Here is a 16,614-nt window from a genome sequence, read left to right on the forward strand (position 1 = left end):
GACAACGGCTCACACGACCGTACGGCGACTATCGCACCGCTTTTGCCGCTCGGACCGAAACGTGGAGCAACGAATGATCTCGAAGGGCTGTGAACAGTGCTCCAAGGGCGGGAAGATGGTGCTGTTCGTGTACGGCTACTGCGACCAGCGCGACTGCTTCTACTGTCCGCTCGGGGAGAACCGCAAGAACGTCACCGACGTGTACGCCAACGAGCGCCTCGTCGAGTCCGACGAGGACGTCATCGAGGAGGCCAAGCGGATGTCGGCGCTGGGCACCTCGATCACCGGCGGTGAACCGCAGGAGGCGATGGAGAAGACGTGTCGGTACCTCCGCCTCCTGAAAGACGAGTTCGGCGAGGACCACCACACCCACCTCTACACGGGCATCACGGGCGGCCGCGAGAACATGCGCCGCCTGTCGGAGGCGGGCCTCGACGAGATTCGCTTCCACCCGCCGGTCGAGCAGTGGGGCGACCTCCACGGCACCGAGTGGGAGGACATCCTCTACATCGCTCGCGAGGAGGGGCTGACGCCCGCCTTCGAGATCCCCGGCATCCGCGCCGAAGAAGAGTTCCTGGAGTTCCTCGACGAGGGCGCCGCCGAGTTCTGCAACATCAACGAGTTCGAGATGAGCGACGGGAACTACCGCCGGATGCAAGAGCAGGGGTTCGAACTGCAGGAGGGGCACATGTCCGCCGTCGACGGCTCGAAGGAGGCCATCCTCGACGTGATGGGCGACCACGAGCGCGTCTACTTCTGCACCTCCGTGTTCAAGGACGCCGCCCAACACCGCAACCGCCTCAAGCGGATGGCGCGCAACCTCCGGCGCCCGTTCGACGAGGTGACCGACGACGGGACGCTCGTGTACGGCAAGACGTACGCCGACCCCGAGCGGTTCGCGGAGTTGGAGGTCCCCGAGGAGTTCTACTCGGTGAAGTCCGAACACGTCGAGGTGGCGTGGTGGCTGCTCGAAGAGATGATCGCAGAGGGCGACCTCGACGATGGCGAGGTCGTCGAGCAGTACCCAACCTACGACGGGACGGTCGTCGAGCGGACGCCGCTGGCGTGACCGCCGCACAAGACCTATCTCTCGGGCCTCGGTTTCGCCGGTCGTGTGTCCCCACGATCCCTCCACTCTGACGCGACGGCGCCTCGTCGTGACGTTCGCCGCCGGTGGAGTCGCATCGCTCGCCGGTTGTACCACTGGTACTCGCCCGACGACCGACACCGATACTCCAGCGTCGACGACGACCGTCGCGACACGACGACCGACGACGACGGCGGACGACCCCATCGAGGTCCGTGTCGCGAACGACCGAGCGACGACGGTCGCCGTCGAGGTACGTGTCCACCACACCGACGAACTGCTGGTTGACCGAACCCTCTCCGTCGCGCCTGGCGAGTACGAGTCGGTCGACTCTGGGATACGCCGGGTCGGTGAGTACCGCCTCGCGGTGGTGCTCGACGGCGAACGCGCCGTAGACCGGACGCTCGCGGTCGACGGGTACGACGTGCGCACTGGCGCGAACGTGATCGTCGAGGTGACAGCATCGGACGTGCGCCTGCTCCGAGAGGAGTGAGGCCTTCGACGACTACTCCTCGAGCGTCACCGCCTCGTCGGCGCTGCGACGAAGCGCATCAGACCGGCCGTGGCTCCCCGGCGCGATGGCGAGCGTCCGCAGGCCGTACTCGTTGGCGACCTCCAGCGCGGGCTTGAAGTCCGTGTCGCGGGAGGCGACCGCGATGGTCGCCGCGCGTCGCTCCGCCGCGAACGTCGCCACGTCGACGGCGAGTTTCACGTCCACGTCGCCGCTGGTGGTGACCACTTGGAAGCCGTTGGCTTCCGCGGCCTGGATGAGTCCCGGCGTCGCGTGCTCGTCGAGGTACAGGCGCGCGGTGACGAGGTCGCCCTCGTCGCCGGCGGCCGCCCGCAGGTCCGCGAAGTCCACGTCGAACTCCTCGCGGAACACGTTCGGCCCGTCGACGAACAGCGCGACCCCCCGCGGACTCGTGGGCGACCCGTCGGCGTCGCGCCACGGGCCGCGTGGACCGGCGGCGTCGGTGGTCCCCGCTCCGTCGGCTGTCGGCCCGTCGGCGCGCCGACCGAGGAGCCGATCGAACACTCCCATGCACCCGGAGAACGCGGCGCCGCCGATACCCGTTCCGGTTTGCGGACGGTCCTTCAGCGGTTCGTCCACCAGAACACACGATCGAACAAACGGCGAGCGCCTCGCCGCTCGGACCGGTCGCTTCGGTGTCGTGTGGTGCGATCCTCAGAACACAGTGACGACCGCTCGTTCAGCGTTTACTCTGGTTTAATCTCTGTTAGATATAGTATTATATTTGCGTTACTAGCAGTAGAATTAAGTTGGGTGCCCCATCCTGTGAAGTCGTCGCATGACAGACAACACCGAACGTGTCGACACGATGCGTCGTGGCTTCCTCAAACTGACCGGTGCGGTCGCCGGTGCGGCCGCCTTCGGCGGCGTCGCCTCCGCTCGCAACGGCCGGGCGCCCGGTCCGAAGGAAGACGAGGTGCTCGTCGGCGTCTCCGTCACCGCCGACGACATCGAACAAGAGGTCGCACAGTACGTCCCCGGTAACGCCGAGGTCGTCCACAGCAACGAGTCGCTCAGCTACGTCGCCGTGAGGTTCCCGTCGGAGGCCGCCGACGTGGCTCGCGAGAACTTCCTCGAGGCGGTGACGAAGAAGGAGAAGATCAAGTACGCCGAGGCGAACGCGACGTACGAGACGCAACTCGCGCCCAACGACCCGCAGTTCTCCAGCCAGTACGCTCCCCAGCAGGTCCGCTCTGACGAGGCGTGGGACACGACGCTCGGTGACTCGTCGGTCACCATCGCAGTGGTCGACACCGGCGCGCAGTACGACCACCCCGACCTGCAGGGGAACTACAAGTCGGACCCGGGCCGGGACTTCGCCGACGGCGACTCGGACCCGTATCCGGACGTGCCCAGCGACGAGTACCACGGCACTCACGTCTCCGGATGCGCCTCCGCGGTCGTCGACAACGGCACCGGCGTCTCGGGCCAGTCGAACTCCTCGCTCATCAACGGCCGCTCGCTCGACGAGTCCGGGTCCGGGTCGACGGCGGACATCGCCGACGCCATCCAGTGGGCCGCCGACCAGGGCGCCGACGTGATCAACCTCAGCCTCGGGGGCGGCGGCTACACCTCGACGATGAAGAACGCCGTCAGCTACGCCGACGACAACGGTGCGCTCGTCGTCGCGGCCGCCGGGAACGACGGCACCTCGTCGGTCAGCTACCCCGCGGCCTACTCGGAGGCGATGGCCGTCTCGGCGGTCGACTCCAACGAGAACCTCGCGTCGTTCTCCCAGTACGGCAGCAGCGTCGAGATCTGTGCCCCCGGCGTCAACGTCCTCTCGACGACGACCGAGGCGCGCGGCTCCTACGAGGAACTGTCCGGGACGTCGATGGCGACGCCCGTCACCTCCGGCGTCGCCGGCCTCGCGCTCGCCGCGTGGCCGAGCCTGACGAACACGGAACTGCGCGATCACCTGAAGGCGACCGCCGCCGACATCGGGCTCTCCAGCGACGAGCAGGGGAGCGGCCAGGCAGACGCCTACGCCGCCGTCACGACCGAACCAGGCTCTGGTGACGGGGGCGACGGTGGCGGCGGCGGAGGCGGCTCCGGTGACTCGACCAGCGGGAGCGTGGACGGGTCGCTGTCGGGCTACTACGACTACGACGACTACTCGTGGTCGTGGAACTACTCCTCGCCGAGTCGCGTCGTCGTCGAACTCGACGGGCCGAGCGACGCCGACTTCGACCTGTACGTCAACACCGGGACGACGCAGAACGCCTCGCCGAGCAACTACGACTACCGCTCGTACACGGCCGACAGCCAGGAGTCGATCACCATCGACGACCCCGACACGTCCACCGACATGCAGATCGACGTGGACTCCTACTCCGGGTCGGGCAGCTACACGCTGACCATCACGGAGTACCAGTAGCGACGCGAACACCGCCGCCGTCGTCCTTCACTCGCTGCGTCGGCGCCGAAGACCGCGGCGCCGACACACGTTCCACCGACGCAGGCGCTCGGCCCCCGCTGGTTCGAGCGCCTGCGGACCCGCGCCTGCACCTGTATCCACTCAGTAGTCACAACTGGAGGGAAACCGACATACCAGCCGCGCGCGTGTGGCGAACTATGAGCAACTGGACCGACGCGATCGTCGGCGAGCGGATGGCCGTCGACCGCGAGTTCAACCAACGGATCCAGCAGTCGCAGTTCTCCAACCAGCAGTGGGGGCTGATCATGACGGCCACGGAGTTCGAGATCGAAGCCGCCGACGACCCCGAGGCCGCTCGAATCGTCGCCGACACCTCGAAGCTCCCCCAGATCATGCCCGAGTTGGACAACATCTCCCAGCAGATGGGCGCGATGGCCGGCGGCGGCGACCCCAGCGGTGGCGCTTCGGACGGCGTCTTCGGCGGCATCATCGACGACATCAAGAACCTCCTCGGGAGCGGGGGCGGCGGCGGCGGGAGCGGTGTCGATCACGAGCAGTTAGCGGCGGCCGAGCAGCTCACCCAAGAGTACGCAGAGGAGCTCCAGCGTCACTTAGAGAACAAGGGCCGGTTCGAACAGGTCCGCCTCGCCTACCAAGAGTAAGACGGCTGTGGTGCCGGTCGGCGAACGCCGCCGGGGCGACGAAATCCGACTGTTACAGCCGTTCGAGCACCGCGTCCGTCACTTCACGCGTCGTCGCCTCCCCGCCCAGGTCCGGCGTCCGCGGGCCGTCCGAGAGGACGCTCTCGACGGCCGTCCGGATCTGTGCGCCCGCGTCGTCGTCGCCGAGCGACTCGACGAGCATCGCCGCCGAGAGGATGGTCGCCGAGGGGTTCGCGACCCCCTCGCCGGCGATGTCGGGCGCGGTGCCGTGGACCGGTTCGAACAGGCCGCGCTCGGCGCCGACGTTCGCCGACGGGAGCAGGCCGAGGCCGCCGACCAGTCCCGCCGCCAGATCCGAGAGCACGTCGCCCGCGAGGTTGGGGCAGACGACCACGTCGAACTGCTCGGGGTCGAGACAGACCCGCGTCGCGAACGCGTCCATGAGCACCGTGTCGGCGTCGACGCCCGCGCGCTCGGCTTCTTCGAGCACCGTGTCGCGGAACAGTCCGTCCGTCTCGCGCATCACGTTCGCCTTGTGCGCGACGGTGAAGCCGTCGTGCTCGGGTCGCTCCTGGACGTACTCGCAGGCGTACGCTCCGAGCCGCCGCGACGCCGACTCCGTGACGACACGCGTCAGCGTCGACACGTCGTCGGTGAGGCGGTCCTCGTGGCCCGCGTACACGCCCTCGGTGTTCTCCCGGAGGAAGACGAGGTCCGTCTCCGGGCGGAGCGCGTCGACGCCGGGGTACGCGCGGGCGGGGCGGATGTTCACGAACGAGCCGACGGCCTCCCGGAGCGGGAGGATCACGTCCGCGGCAGACTCGCCCGCGGCGCCGAACAGCGTGGCGTCGGCGGTCGCGGCCAGATCGTACGTCTCGGCAGGAAGCGCCTCGCCCGTCTCGTCGAGCGTCGCGTCGCCCGCCTCCGCCTCCGTGAACGCGTAGTCGCCGACGGCCTCCAGCACCTCGACCGCCGCCGGGACGACCTCCTGTCCGATGCCGTCGCCGGGGATCACTGCGATCTCTGTGGCCTCAGTCATCGGTGTACGGGAGGTCGTCGTGGACGGCCTTCGCACGGTCGAGGTTCGTCCGCATCACGGCGGTCGTGTCCCAGATCCCCTCCAACAGGGCCTCGCGCATCGCGTCGGGCACCTCGCCCTCGACGGTCGTGCCGTCGTAGCGGACGGTCTCGGCGCGCACGTCGACCTCGATACCCGCCTCCGGGTTCGCCTCGATGAAGTCCTGGAGCGCGACGGCGTCCTCGTGGTCGACCGCGAGCGTCGCGATCCCCAGCGACTTGCAGTTGTCCTGGAAGATCTCCGCGAACGACTCGCCGACGATGGCCTCGACGCCCCAGCGCATCAGCCCCTGCGGGGCGTGCTCACGGGAGGAGCCGCAGCCGAAGTTCTCGTTGACTGCGAGCACGTTCGCACCCGTGTACTCGTTGAGCGGGTGGTCGTTCAGGGACCCGTCGTCGTCGCGCCGCTGGTCGTAGAAGGCGTACTCACCCATGTCGTCGAAGGTGACCGCCTTCAGGAACCGCGCGGGGAGGATCTGGTCGGTGTCGATGTCGTCGCCCCGCACCGGGACCCCGGTGCCGGCGACTCGGCGGATGGCCGGCACCGCGGCGCCCTCTGCGTCGGGGGCGTCGTCGCCGGCTGGTCCGCTCATTCGTCCACCTCCGTCCCGATGGTGTCGGCAGTGTCGAACTCGCGCACGTCCGTCACCGCACCCTCGACCGCCGCCGCCGCGACCATCGCGGGCGACATCAGGTGGGTGCGGCCCTCGGTCGACCCCTGCCGACCGACGTAGTTGCGGTTCGACGAGGAGGCGCACACCTCGTCGCCCTCCAGCGCGTCGTCGTTCATCGCCAGACACATCGAACAGCCGGCCTCGCGCCACTGGAAGCCGGCGTCTTTGAACACCTGGTCGATGCCCTCCGCCTCCAATTTCCGCTTGACCGTGCCGGACCCGGGGACGGCGAGCGCGCGCACGTCGTCTGCGACCTCGCGGCCCTTCAGCACGCGGGCGGCCTCGCGGAAGTCCGCGACGCGACCGTTCGTACAGGTGCCGAGGAACGCCACGTCGACGCCGTGGCCCTCCATCGTCTCGCCCGGCGTGACCTCGGTGTGCGCTTGCGCCGTCTCTGCGGCGTCGGGGTCGCGCGTGTCGGCGGGGGCCGGAACCGCTTCGTCGACGCCGACGACCTGCTCGGGGTTGGTGCCCCACGTGACCTGTGGCGCGAGGTCGGCTGCGTCCACCTCGACCACGTCGTCGTACTCGGCGTCCTCGTCGGAGCGGATCGACTCCCAGTACTGTTTGCGCTCCTCGAACTCGTCGCCCGAGGGCGCGAACTCCTTCCCCTCCAGGTACTCGTAGGTGGTCTCGTCGGGGTTGATGTACCCCGCGCGGGCGCCGCCCTCGATGGACATGTTGCACACCGCGAGGCGACCCTCCATGTCGAGCGAGCGGATGGCCTCGCCGCCGTACTCGTACACGTGGCCGACGCCGCCGTCGACGCCGAGTTGCCGGATCACGTGGAGGATGACGTCCTTCGCACCGACGCCGTCGCCCAGTTCACCAGACACCTCGACGCGTCGGACGGCCTTCTTGTCCGCCGCGATGGAGCCAGTCGCGAACACGTCGCGGATCTGGCTGGTGCCGATACCCATCCCGATGGCGCCGAACGCGCCGTGGGTGGACGTGTGGCTGTCGCCGCAGACGACGGTCATCCCCGGCTGGACGAAGCCTAACTCCGGTCCGACGACGTGGGCGATGCCCTGCCGCTCGTCGTCGAGGCCGAAGAAGCGGATGCCCGCCTCCGCGGTGTTCTGTTCGAGGTGCGTGAGCATCTCCTCGGCGCGCTCGTCGGCGAGCGGGCGACTCCGCCCCTCGCTCGACGTCGGGACGATGTGGTCCGTCGTCGCGACGGTGCGCTCGGGGAACGCCACCTCCATGTCGCGCTCGCGCAGCATGCCGAACGCCTGCGGGCTGGTCACCTCGTGGACGAGGTGGAGGCCGATGAACAGTTGGTCCTGTCCGTTCGGCAGGTCGGCCACCTTGTGTCGCTCCCACACCTTGTCGTACAGCGTTCCCTCGCTCATCGTGACTCGGGCTCGTCGTCTTCGGTGGGCGTCGACTCCTCGCCCCGTTCCCACACCGCGTTCGGGTCGGCGGCGCCGTCGGGTGCCTCGTGGTCCACGTCGGCGACTGTCGCCTCCGGTGCCTGGTCCTCGGCTCGCTCAGTCATCCGCGCGTACCTCGGCCTTCTCCTGGTCGTCCTCCTCAGGTTCGGTCTCCTCGCCGCCCCACGCGAACAGCGAGCGGAGGTCTTCGCCCACGTCCTCGATGTCGTGGTTCTTCTCGGCCTGCCGCAGTTGCGTGTAGGACGGGCGTCCGGCCTGGTTCTCGGCGATCCACTCGCGAGCGAACGTGCCGTTCTGCACCTGCTCCAGCACTTCCTCCATGTTCTCGCGAGCGTGCTCGTCGACGACGACGTCGCCTTTGACGAGGCCGCCGTACTCGGCGGTGTCGGAGACGGAGTCCCACATCTCGCCGAGCCCACCCTCGTACATGAGGTCGACGATGAGCTTCAGTTCGTTCAGGCACTCGAAGTACGCCATCTCGCGGGAGTAGCCCGCCTCGACGAGCGTCTCGTACCCCTGCTTCACGAGCGAGGTGACGCCGCCGCACAGCACCGCCTGCTCGCCGAACAGGTCCGTCTCCGTCTCCTCTTGGAACGTGGTCTCGATGACGCCCGCGCGGGTGCAGCCGATGGCGTGGGCGTATGCGAGGCCCTCCTGACGTGCCTCTCCTGTGGCGTCCTGATACACCGCCAGCAGCCCGGGTGTCCCCTCGCCAGCCTCGTAGTTGCGGCGCACGAGGTGCCCCGGCGACTTCGGCGCGACCATCGTCACGTCGATGCCCTCCTTCGGGACGATCTGGTTGTAGTGGATGTTGAAGCCGTGGGCGAACTGGAGCGTGTCGCCCGCCTCAAGGCCGTCTTCGATCGCTTCGTAGACAGCCGGCTGGACGGTGTCGGGGACGAGGACGGAGACGATGTCCGCCTCGGCGGCGGCCTCGGCTGGCGTCTCCACGCGCAGGCCGTCTGCCTCGGCGGCCGCCCGCGAGGAGGAGTCCTCGCGGAGGCCGACGATCACGTCCACGCCGGAGTCGGCGAGGTTCTGCGCGTGGGCGTGGCCCTGACTGCCGTAGCCGAGCACGGCCACGGTCTTGTCGTCGATCATGGAGCGGTCCGCGTCGTCGTCGTAGTGTACCTCGGTGTCGAAGGTGGATTCGTCGGTCATAGTCGTGTGTAGCGTGGTGTCAGTCGTCGTAGTTGGTGAACTCGTCGTCTTCCGTGTCGTCCGCGGAGTGGCCCGGTTCCTCACCGGGCGTCGTCGGGGAGTCGCCGCGTTCGAGGGCCGTCTGCCCAGTCCGGGCCATCTCGATGATCCCGAACTGGTGGAACGCGTCGATCGCGTCGTCGATCTGGTTCTCGTCGCCGGTGATCTGGACGGTGATGGTGCGCGGCCCGGCGTCGAGCGTCTGCCCGTCGTACATCGAGGTGATCGCGTGGACCTTGTCCGGCTCTTGGCCCCTGACCTTCAGCAGCACGAGTTCGGCGGCGACGGCGTCGTCGCTCAACTCCCCGACCGCGATGACGGGCGTGAGCTTCGCCAGTTGCTTCTTCGCCTGGTCGATGCCTGCCTCGGTCTCCTCGACGACGAGGGTGATTCGGGAGTGCCCCTCGACGGTGGTCGGACCGACGGTCAGGCTCTCGATGTTGAACTGGCGGCGGCGGAACAGCCCCGCGGCGCGCGCCAGCACACCCGGCTCGTCCTCCACGAGCGCCGAGACTGTCGCCCGGCGCGTCGGCTCGGGCCCGTGGTCCGGCTCCTTGCGGACGCCGTGTTCGTCGCGCCGGCCGGTCGGGTGCGGGCGCTCCTCGGGTCGCGGCCCGGACAGCCCCGTCGTCGGCTTCTCCTCGTCGGCGGGGCGCGCGCGCTCTGTCAGTGGCGACTCCGCCGGGTGGGTCGTGCCACCGTCGGTGGTCGCGTCCTGAGTCTCCTCTGCGGCCTCGTTCCGCTCGGCCTCGCGGCTCATAGCTGGTCCTCCGACAGCGCGAACAGGCCGTTCGCCGCGCCGCTGGCGACCATCGGGTAGACGTTCGCCTCGGGGTCGATGTGCGCGTCGACGACGCTGGGACCGTCGTACGCGAGCGCGCCCTCGACGGCGTCCTCCACGTCGTCGTAGTCGTCGATGCGGAAGCCCTTCGCGCCGAACGCCTCGGCGAGCGTGTCGAATTCCGGCATCCAGTCGTAGTCAGACGCCATGTGGTTGCCCTCGAAGAAGGCGTCCTGCCACTGGCGGACCATCCCGATGTACTCGTTGTTCAGCACGACGACGGTGATGTCGAGGTTCTCGCGGACCGCGACGGACAGCTCTTGGATCGTCATGAGGAACGAGCCGTCGCCTTCGAAGCTGATCACCTGGCGGTCGTCGTCGGCGGCGATGCGCGCGCCGATGGCCGCGGGGAGACCGTACCCCATCGTCCCCAGCCCGTGTGAGGAGACGAACGTCCGCGGGTGTCGGTACGTCCAGTACTGGGCGGCCCACATCTGGTGTTGGCCGACGCCGGTCGTGACGTACGCGTCGTCGTCGCTCGCGGCGTCGAACGCCTCGACGACGAACTCCGGGCGGACCGGCTCGTCGGCGTCGATGGCGTAGTCCATCGGGTACTCCTCGCGCCACTCGGCACACTGGGCGCGCCACTCCTCGGGGTCGGGTGCCTCAGCGTAGCCGATTGCGGCGTCCAGTTGGTCGATGACGGTCGCGGCGTCGCCGACGACCGGGTAGTCCGCGTGGACGTTCTTGGAAATCTCCGCGGGGTCGATGTCGACGTGGACGACCTCCGCTTCCGGCGCGAACGTGTCGACGCCGCCGGTGAGGCGGTCGTCGAAGCGCGTCCCGACGGCGATGAGGCAGTCGGTGTGGGTGATCGCCATGTTGGCGTAGCCGGTGCCGTGCATGCCCGCCCACGACAGACACAGGTCGTCGTCCTCGGGGAAACTCCCGATGCCGGGCATCGTCGTCACGACCGGGATGCCGAACTCGCGGGCGAACGCCCGCGCCTCTTCGGTCGCGTCGCCTTTGATCACGCCGCCGCCGAACAGACACAGCGGGCGCTCCGCCTGCTCGATGGCGCGGGCGGCCGCCTCGACTTGCTCCTCGTCGGCCTCGGGGTCTGGCACCGAGCGCTTGGGCGGCGTCGGTTCGCCGACCGGGCGGTCGGTCTCGCCGAACGTGACGTCCTTCGGGAGGTCGACCAGCGTCGGCCCCGGGCGACCGGTGTTCGCGAGCGCGAACGCCTCGCCGACCGTCCGCCCGACGTCGTCGGAGTCGCTGGCGAAGTAGTTGTGCTTCGTGATGGGCGCGGTGACGCCGACCGTGTCGGTCTCCTGGAACGCGTCGGAGCCGACCATCGTCGACGGCACCTGCCCCGTCAGCGCGAGCATCGCGTCGGAGTCCATCGACGCGTCCGCGATGCCCGTGACGAGGTTCGTCGCGCCCGGGCCGGACGTCGCCATGCAGACGCCAGGGTCGCCGCGCACGATGCCGTACGCGTCGGCGGCGTGGACGGCGCCCTGCTCGTGGGCCATCGTGATGTGGTCGACCGTCGACGCCGACAGCGCGTCGTAGACGGGCATGATCGCCCCGCCCTGCACGCCGAAGGCGGTCTCGACGCCTGCGGCCTCCAGTGACGCGACGACGGCGTCGGCGCCGGTGCCGGGCACGCGCGTGGCCGCCTCGTGGCGCTGCGCCGCCTGCTCGTCGGTGTCGGTTCGCCCCGTCGCGTCGGTGTCGGCGTCCGCGTCGGCGGACGCCTCGGGGGTCGCTGGCTCGCTCATCGTCGTCGGCCTCGTGTGTGTGTCATTGCTTCGCAGTCGTGGATCGCTGTTCGCTGGTGGTGACGTGTCGATACGGTGGGTCGGTGGTGGGTGGTGTGGGGGCGGTCACGCCCCTACGATACCCACGACCACGGCGAGAAGGGCGACGACACGCTCCGCGAGCGCCGAGTGGGCGGCGGTCGTGTGGAGTCGCGTCGTCATCTCGCACTCGCCTACCGTCTCGGGCGGTATAACCGTGACGCGCGTGGCAACGATTGCACCGGCCCAACGACGGTCGCGGGTCGTGAGCGTCGCCCGCTCTCGGTCAGACGCGCGCCTCCCGTTCGCGCTCCTCGTCGGAGTCCTCCATCTCGGCGACGCCCTCCTGGCGAGCGAACCGCTCGACGTCGGACATCGTGACGCGCCCCTCCGCGCCGGCGTCTTTCACCCGGCGGGTGATGGTGCGGACCTGCGACTCGGTGGGGTCGAAGCCGGCGTCGGTCAGGCGTTGGCGGACCGAGTGGGTTCCGGTGTGCTTCCCCATCACCAGTTCGCGGGTGGCGCCGACCATCTCGGGGGTCATCACGCCCGGTTCGAACGTGTCGCTGTTCTCGATGACGCCCGCCGCGTGGATGCCGGACTCGTGGCTGAAGGCGTTGCGCCCGACCACGGGCTTGTTCGGCGGCACCGCGATGTCGCTGGCCTGCTCGACCATGCGCGACACCTCGGTGATGCGGGTCGTGTCGATGCCGGTGTCGGCGTCGTACAGCGACTCCGCGGCCATCACGACCTCTTCCAGCGCGGCGTTGCCGGCGCGCTCGCCGATGCCGTTGACCGACACCTGCATCTGGTGAGCGCCGGCCTCGATGCCGGCCAGCGCGTTCGCGCCGGCCAGGCCGAAGTCGTCGTGGGTGTGGACGTCGATGCGTGCGTCGGTGTGCTCGCGGACGACCTCGATGAGGTCGCCGAAGCGCCGCGGCGTCGCCACGCCGCAGGTGTCGGGGATGTTGATCCAGTCGACGCCGACCTCGTCGACGGCCTCGATGACCTCGACCAGGAACGGCTCGCCCGTCCGAGTGGCGTCCATCGGCGAGAACATCACCTCCGCGCCAGACTCCTTCGCCTGTGCGACCGCCTCGACCGCGCGCTCTTTCACCTCCTGGCGGGTCGCGTGCATCGAGTCTTCGATCTGCACGTCGCTCGTCGAGACGAACGTGTGGATCATCCCGACGCCGCTGTCTATCGCCGCCTGGATGTCGCCCTCGACCACGCGGGCGAGCCCACAGACGGTGGTGTCCGTGGACGCGGCGATGTCGCTGACGGCCTCGAACTCCGCGTCGGAGTTGACCGGGAAGCCCGCCTCGATGACGGACACGCCCAGCTCGTCGAGCGCCGTGGCTATCTCACGTTTCTCCTCGTAGGTGAACGACGTGCGCGGCGACTGCTCGCCGTCGCGCAGCGTCGTGTCGAAGATACGGACCGAATCGAACTCGTCAGTTGCACTCAGTGTGCCCTGGAAGAACTCGTTCCGCCGGACTGGTTACCGACGAGTCCTGTTGATGGGACATCATCGGACCGGATGCCCGAACTGATTGTAAAGCGTTGTGGTCAGACACCTCGCCCCACGCGTGAGAATCGCTCACGAACGTTCGGCATACACGAAAATCGCCCGACTGCAACGGGTACTGTCTCACCCGGTCTCTTGAGAGATCCTTATACACATGGTATTGACGAACGCGTGGTCGCGACGGCACGACGCCCGGTCGGACGACCGTCCGACACCGTCCGAACCCTTTTAATACGACACTCCGTTCCCCTCTCCATGAGCGATTTCGGGCTCGACCTCCGCGACGCGGAGGAGTTCATCGAGTCGGAGGGGACGGTGGGGGACGTGGTCCTGGGGGTGCTCGACGGGGAGACGGAGCCCGAGCACTGGATCCGCAACGTCGAGTACGGGAACGTCCTCGTGCTCGCCGTCGAGGGGGACCTCAACGAGTTGGCCAGCGGGTTCGCTCGCGAGGTCAACGACATGGGTGGCGAACTCACCCACTTCCGCGGCTTTCTGATCGTCTCGCCGCCGAACGTCGGCATCGACACCGAGCGCCTGAACTGAACGGGAGCGAGGCGGCGAGACACCGCTGAACCGACACGCCGAGCGGACAGTCAGGGCGCGCCGAGCGCGAGGAATCGGCACGGATCACCGCCCGTCGCGACCGGTCGGTCCGTCGCGTCCGGCGGAACGAGGACGCCCTCGTTGGGACCGAAGCGGAGTTCTCCCTCGGCGGTCTCAACTGTCAACTCGCCCGCGAGGACGAACAGGAGTTCTTGCGCGCCCGGGTAGGGGTCGGTCGGTGGCCTGACCGGCTCACCGGGCTTCGTCTCTCGGAGGTCGAACTCGTACGGGGTCGTCCCGAGCGCCTCGTCGAGCGTCCGCCGGACCCGGTCTGGGTCCGGTGACTCGCCCCAACCGTCGACGGAGAGGCGGCGGTAGGCGGCGGCGTCGGCTGTGGTGGTCGTGTGGTCGTCGCGGTCAGGTGTCCCATCCCCGGACATACCGTGCACACAGCGTGACGGAATGATAAGCGACACTGCAAGCACGTTGTCACTCCACGCGGTCGGTCTCCGTCTCGCGGAGACGGCTACTCCCCGCCTACCGCCGGCAACAGGACGAGGTGGTGGCCGTCAGGGTCGTACAACTCGACGGACCCATCCGGCGACTCGCGGACCGTCACCGAGGGGAGGTCGCCGAACGCGTGGTCGGCGAGCGCGACCGGTTCGCGAACCCGGAACGCCAGGTCGACGTGGACGCCGCCGCGGGCGTCTGCGAGCCCCAACTGCGGCTCCCACAACTCGACGTCGAACTGCCGGTCGGCGCCCGTGGGGCCGCGCATCCGGATGCGGCGCCGTTCGTCGCCGCGGTCGACCGCCGAGAAGCCGAGCGCCGACCAGCAGTCGGCGGCGAGGTCGACGTTCGCCACCTCCAACACCACCTCGAACACCCCGACCAGCCCGGTGCCGACTCCCGCCGGCGCCGTCCCCCCGACCTCCGGGGCGTGCCCGTCGTCGTCCTCCAGGTACAGCGACCGAAACGATCCGAAGTCGACCTCGGGGGCGTCGGGGAAGCGTGCACGCCACGCGGGGTACTCCCGACCGGGGACCTCGAACGCGAAGTGGGTGTGGAGACCGCCGCGCGGGACCGAGGTGGGTCGACGCAACACCACCTCCGTCCCGCCGACGTCGAAGGCGGCCTCCGTCGAACACCGGCGTGTCGGCACCAGCCCGAACGTGTCCGCGTACCAGGCGGTCGCGCGGCCCAAGTCCGTCACTTCCAGCGCGAGCGACACGAGCGCCGGGCGAGCGTCGCCCGACGCGGGTTCCGACGCCGAACCGTCGGCGTCCTCGGTCGTGACCGACTCGGCGTCCGTCCGGGTGTCCGCGGGCATCACGTGTGCCGATCCGCCGGCACCCCACTTAAGCCCGCGGCGCCCCACTCACGACTCGATGCCGATGAAAAGTTCCGGCGACGCCGACCTCGCCGTGGTCGACGAGTTCGACGGCGGGGTGGGGTGGATCGCCTACCCCGACGAAACGATGGAACGCGCCAGCCACGCCGTGTCGGTCGACGGCGACGTCTGGGTGCTCGACCCGGTCGACGCCCCCGAGGTCGACGACCTGCTCGCCGACCTCGACGGTGAAGTCGCCGGCGTCGTCGTCTGTCTCGACCGCCACAAGCGCGACGCCGCCGCGATCGCGACCCGCCACGACGTCCCCGTGTACGTCCCCGACTGGATGACGGGCGTCGCCACCAAACTCGACGCGCCCGTCGAGCGGTTCGGTCGCGAACTCGGCGGCCTGCGGGCGATCACCGTCCGCGACTCGTCGCTCCCGCCGTGGCAGGAGGTCGCCCTCTACGACGAGGACGGCGGGACGCTGTACGTCCCCGAGGCTGTGGGCACCTGCTCGTACATGCGCACGGGCGACGAGACGCTCGGCGTCCACCCGATGCTCCGCCTGACGCCGCCCCGACGCGAACTCGGTGGCCTCGACCCCGAGCGCGTGCTGGTCGGCCACGGAGCCGGCGTGTTGACCGACGGTGGACGCGCGCTCGCCGAGGCGCTCGACACCGCCCGCGGCAACGCACCCGGGTTGTACGTCGACAGCCTCCGGTCGTTCCTCGGGTGAGTCCGTACCCGTGACTCCGGACGAGGGGTCGGACCCCGACGTGGCTGCCGGCGACGACGCCGACGACGTGACTGAGCAGGGCCCGTTACACGACGAGGCTGCTGGAGACGACGAGTGGGACGACCCACCCGGCGTCGCGGACGCGCCCCAGGACGACCCGGCGACGGTCCACGTCTCCGCGGACCTGCTCTCGCTGTTGTTGGAGCGAGCCACCGACGCCGACCCCGGCGCAGAGAACGTCGTCCTCGACGCGACCGCCGCCGGCGACCTCGTCGACCCACCCGCGACGCTCGACCCCACGACGCCGGTGTTGACCCACTTCTACTTCCCGGGCGCCGCCGGATCGGTGTCGAAGGTGTTCGGCATGGACCTGGGCCGACCAGCGGGTCGCGCTCGCTTCCTGTCGCACCCCGACGGCGACCGGCGTCTCACCGAAGAAGACGACCTCGCGGCGACGGTGCTGGTCGCGGTCCCCCCGTACGACACCGACCACGTCGTCGCGTACGACCGCCGCGGTCGTCGTCGGGAACTCGTCGTCGTCGACGCCGCACCGCCCGAGGAGCGGGTGGACGACGGCGTCGTCTGAGCGAACCGCGCGACCGGCCGCGCTACTGCAGGTAGCCCAGATCCCGGAGTTGGTCTGCGATTTCCTCGAACTCTGCTTCCGACAGCGACCCCTGTTTCTGATGTTGGATCACGATGCTCCGAAGGAGGAACCGGACCAGATCCGAGGTCGACGAGAAGCTCGTCCCCTCGATGGTCTCCTCGACGCGCTCGGCGAGGTCTTTCGGGATGGAGACGGTGGTGTAGTCAGTCACGTGTCGAGCGATGGCCGCGCGACCGATAAACGCGACGGAGCCCTCGACCGCCGTCCCCGTCGGCGAC

The 16,614-nt window shown here is 69.2% G+C and carries 19 protein-coding genes; 7 read left to right on the forward strand and 12 right to left on the reverse strand.

Going from position 1 to position 16,614, the window contains the following annotated elements; translation table 11 throughout:
• Positions 1–73: 73 nt before the first annotated feature.
• Together P0R32_RS11410 and P0R32_RS11415 are read left to right on the forward strand one after the other, a co-directional pair.
• Entirely contained in the window at positions 74–1,069 is a 996-nt protein-coding gene (locus P0R32_RS11410) for a radical SAM protein (protein WP_276237129.1), read from the forward strand.
• Positions 1,070–1,157: 88 nt separating this feature from the next.
• A complete protein-coding gene (locus P0R32_RS11415) occupies positions 1,158–1,580 on the forward strand; it encodes an Ig-like domain-containing protein (RefSeq protein WP_276237130.1) in 423 nt (140 codons plus the stop codon).
• A gap of 12 nt (positions 1,581–1,592) precedes the next feature.
• Here the strand turns inward: P0R32_RS11415 and P0R32_RS11420 are convergent, their stop codons facing one another.
• A complete protein-coding gene (locus P0R32_RS11420; protein ID WP_276237131.1) occupies positions 1,593–2,129 on the reverse strand; it encodes an NYN domain-containing protein in 537 nt (178 codons plus the stop codon).
• 268 nt (positions 2,130–2,397) lie between these two features.
• On the opposite strand from P0R32_RS11420, the gene P0R32_RS11425 reads away from it, so the two are divergent.
• Positions 2,398–3,996, forward strand: a complete 1,599-nt coding sequence (locus P0R32_RS11425) for a S8 family serine peptidase (RefSeq protein WP_276237132.1) — start codon at positions 2,398–2,400, stop codon at positions 3,994–3,996.
• A gap of 197 nt (positions 3,997–4,193) precedes the next feature.
• Positions 4,194–4,658: a DUF5799 family protein gene (locus P0R32_RS11430; protein WP_276237133.1), complete on the forward strand. Its 465-nt coding sequence runs from the start codon at positions 4,194–4,196 to the stop codon at positions 4,656–4,658.
• A gap of 52 nt (positions 4,659–4,710) precedes the next feature.
• On the opposite strand, the gene P0R32_RS11435 is transcribed toward P0R32_RS11430, so the two are convergent.
• From P0R32_RS11435 to P0R32_RS11470, 8 genes are all read right to left on the reverse strand, one after another.
• On the reverse strand, positions 4,711–5,697 hold the full coding sequence (locus P0R32_RS11435; RefSeq protein WP_276237134.1) for an isocitrate/isopropylmalate dehydrogenase family protein: 987 nt from the start codon (positions 5,695–5,697) through the stop codon (positions 4,711–4,713).
• The gene (locus P0R32_RS11440; RefSeq protein WP_276237135.1) at positions 5,690–6,328 is read right to left on the reverse strand and encodes a 3-isopropylmalate dehydratase small subunit; all 639 of its coding nucleotides are present in this window, start codon (positions 6,326–6,328) and stop codon (positions 5,690–5,692) included. The genes P0R32_RS11435 and P0R32_RS11440 overlap by 8 nt, the downstream gene beginning before the upstream one ends.
• A complete protein-coding gene (gene leuC / locus P0R32_RS11445; RefSeq protein ID WP_276237136.1) occupies positions 6,325–7,761 on the reverse strand; it encodes a 3-isopropylmalate dehydratase large subunit in 1,437 nt (478 codons plus the stop codon). Before leuC ends, P0R32_RS11440 begins: the two co-directional genes overlap by 4 nt.
• The gene (locus P0R32_RS11450) at positions 7,758–7,907 is read right to left on the reverse strand and encodes a DUF7989 family protein (RefSeq protein WP_276237137.1); all 150 of its coding nucleotides are present in this window, start codon (positions 7,905–7,907) and stop codon (positions 7,758–7,760) included. Before P0R32_RS11450 ends, leuC begins: the two co-directional genes overlap by 4 nt.
• Positions 7,900–8,964: a ketol-acid reductoisomerase gene (gene ilvC, locus P0R32_RS11455; protein ID WP_276237138.1), complete on the reverse strand. Its 1,065-nt coding sequence runs from the start codon at positions 8,962–8,964 to the stop codon at positions 7,900–7,902. The genes P0R32_RS11450 and ilvC overlap by 8 nt, the downstream gene beginning before the upstream one ends.
• A 19-nt stretch (positions 8,965–8,983) precedes the next feature.
• The gene (ilvN, locus tag P0R32_RS11460; RefSeq protein WP_276237139.1) at positions 8,984–9,763 is read right to left on the reverse strand and encodes an acetolactate synthase small subunit; all 780 of its coding nucleotides are present in this window, start codon (positions 9,761–9,763) and stop codon (positions 8,984–8,986) included.
• The gene (ilvB, locus tag P0R32_RS11465) at positions 9,760–11,568 is read right to left on the reverse strand and encodes a biosynthetic-type acetolactate synthase large subunit (RefSeq protein WP_276237140.1); all 1,809 of its coding nucleotides are present in this window, start codon (positions 11,566–11,568) and stop codon (positions 9,760–9,762) included. The genes ilvN and ilvB overlap by 4 nt, the downstream gene beginning before the upstream one ends.
• A gap of 304 nt (positions 11,569–11,872) precedes the next feature.
• Positions 11,873–13,054: a LeuA family protein gene (locus P0R32_RS11470; RefSeq protein ID WP_276239399.1), complete on the reverse strand. Its 1,182-nt coding sequence runs from the start codon at positions 13,052–13,054 to the stop codon at positions 11,873–11,875.
• 315 nt (positions 13,055–13,369) lie between these two features.
• Between P0R32_RS11470 and P0R32_RS11475 the strand changes: the two genes are divergently transcribed.
• A complete protein-coding gene (locus P0R32_RS11475; protein WP_276237141.1) occupies positions 13,370–13,660 on the forward strand; it encodes a DUF5779 family protein in 291 nt (96 codons plus the stop codon).
• 50 nt (positions 13,661–13,710) lie between these two features.
• On the opposite strand, the gene P0R32_RS11480 is transcribed toward P0R32_RS11475, so the two are convergent.
• Together P0R32_RS11480 and P0R32_RS11485 are read right to left on the reverse strand one after the other, a co-directional pair.
• Entirely contained in the window at positions 13,711–14,100 is a 390-nt protein-coding gene (locus tag P0R32_RS11480) for a cupin domain-containing protein (protein WP_276237142.1), read from the reverse strand.
• An 86-nt stretch (positions 14,101–14,186) separates the two neighbouring features.
• Positions 14,187–14,990, reverse strand: a complete 804-nt coding sequence (locus P0R32_RS11485; protein ID WP_276237143.1) for a VOC family protein — start codon at positions 14,988–14,990, stop codon at positions 14,187–14,189.
• A gap of 58 nt (positions 14,991–15,048) precedes the next feature.
• Here P0R32_RS11485 and P0R32_RS11490 point away from each other — a divergent pair, with 58 nt between their 5' ends.
• On the forward strand, positions 15,049–15,729 hold the full coding sequence (locus P0R32_RS11490; protein ID WP_276237144.1) for a hypothetical protein: 681 nt from the start codon (positions 15,049–15,051) through the stop codon (positions 15,727–15,729).
• Between the two features lie 10 nt (positions 15,730–15,739).
• On the forward strand, positions 15,740–16,315 hold the full coding sequence (locus P0R32_RS11495) for a JAB/MPN domain protein-containing protein (protein ID WP_276237145.1): 576 nt from the start codon (positions 15,740–15,742) through the stop codon (positions 16,313–16,315).
• 22 nt (positions 16,316–16,337) lie between these two features.
• On the opposite strand, the gene P0R32_RS11500 is transcribed toward P0R32_RS11495, so the two are convergent.
• Entirely contained in the window at positions 16,338–16,547 is a 210-nt protein-coding gene (locus P0R32_RS11500; RefSeq protein WP_276237146.1) for a ribbon-helix-helix domain-containing protein, read from the reverse strand.
• Between the last annotated feature and the right edge of the window lie 67 nt (positions 16,548–16,614).

It is taken from the genome of Halobaculum marinum, from assembly GCF_029338555.1.
Classification (GTDB): domain Archaea; phylum Halobacteriota; class Halobacteria; order Halobacteriales; family Haloferacaceae; genus Halobaculum; species Halobaculum marinum.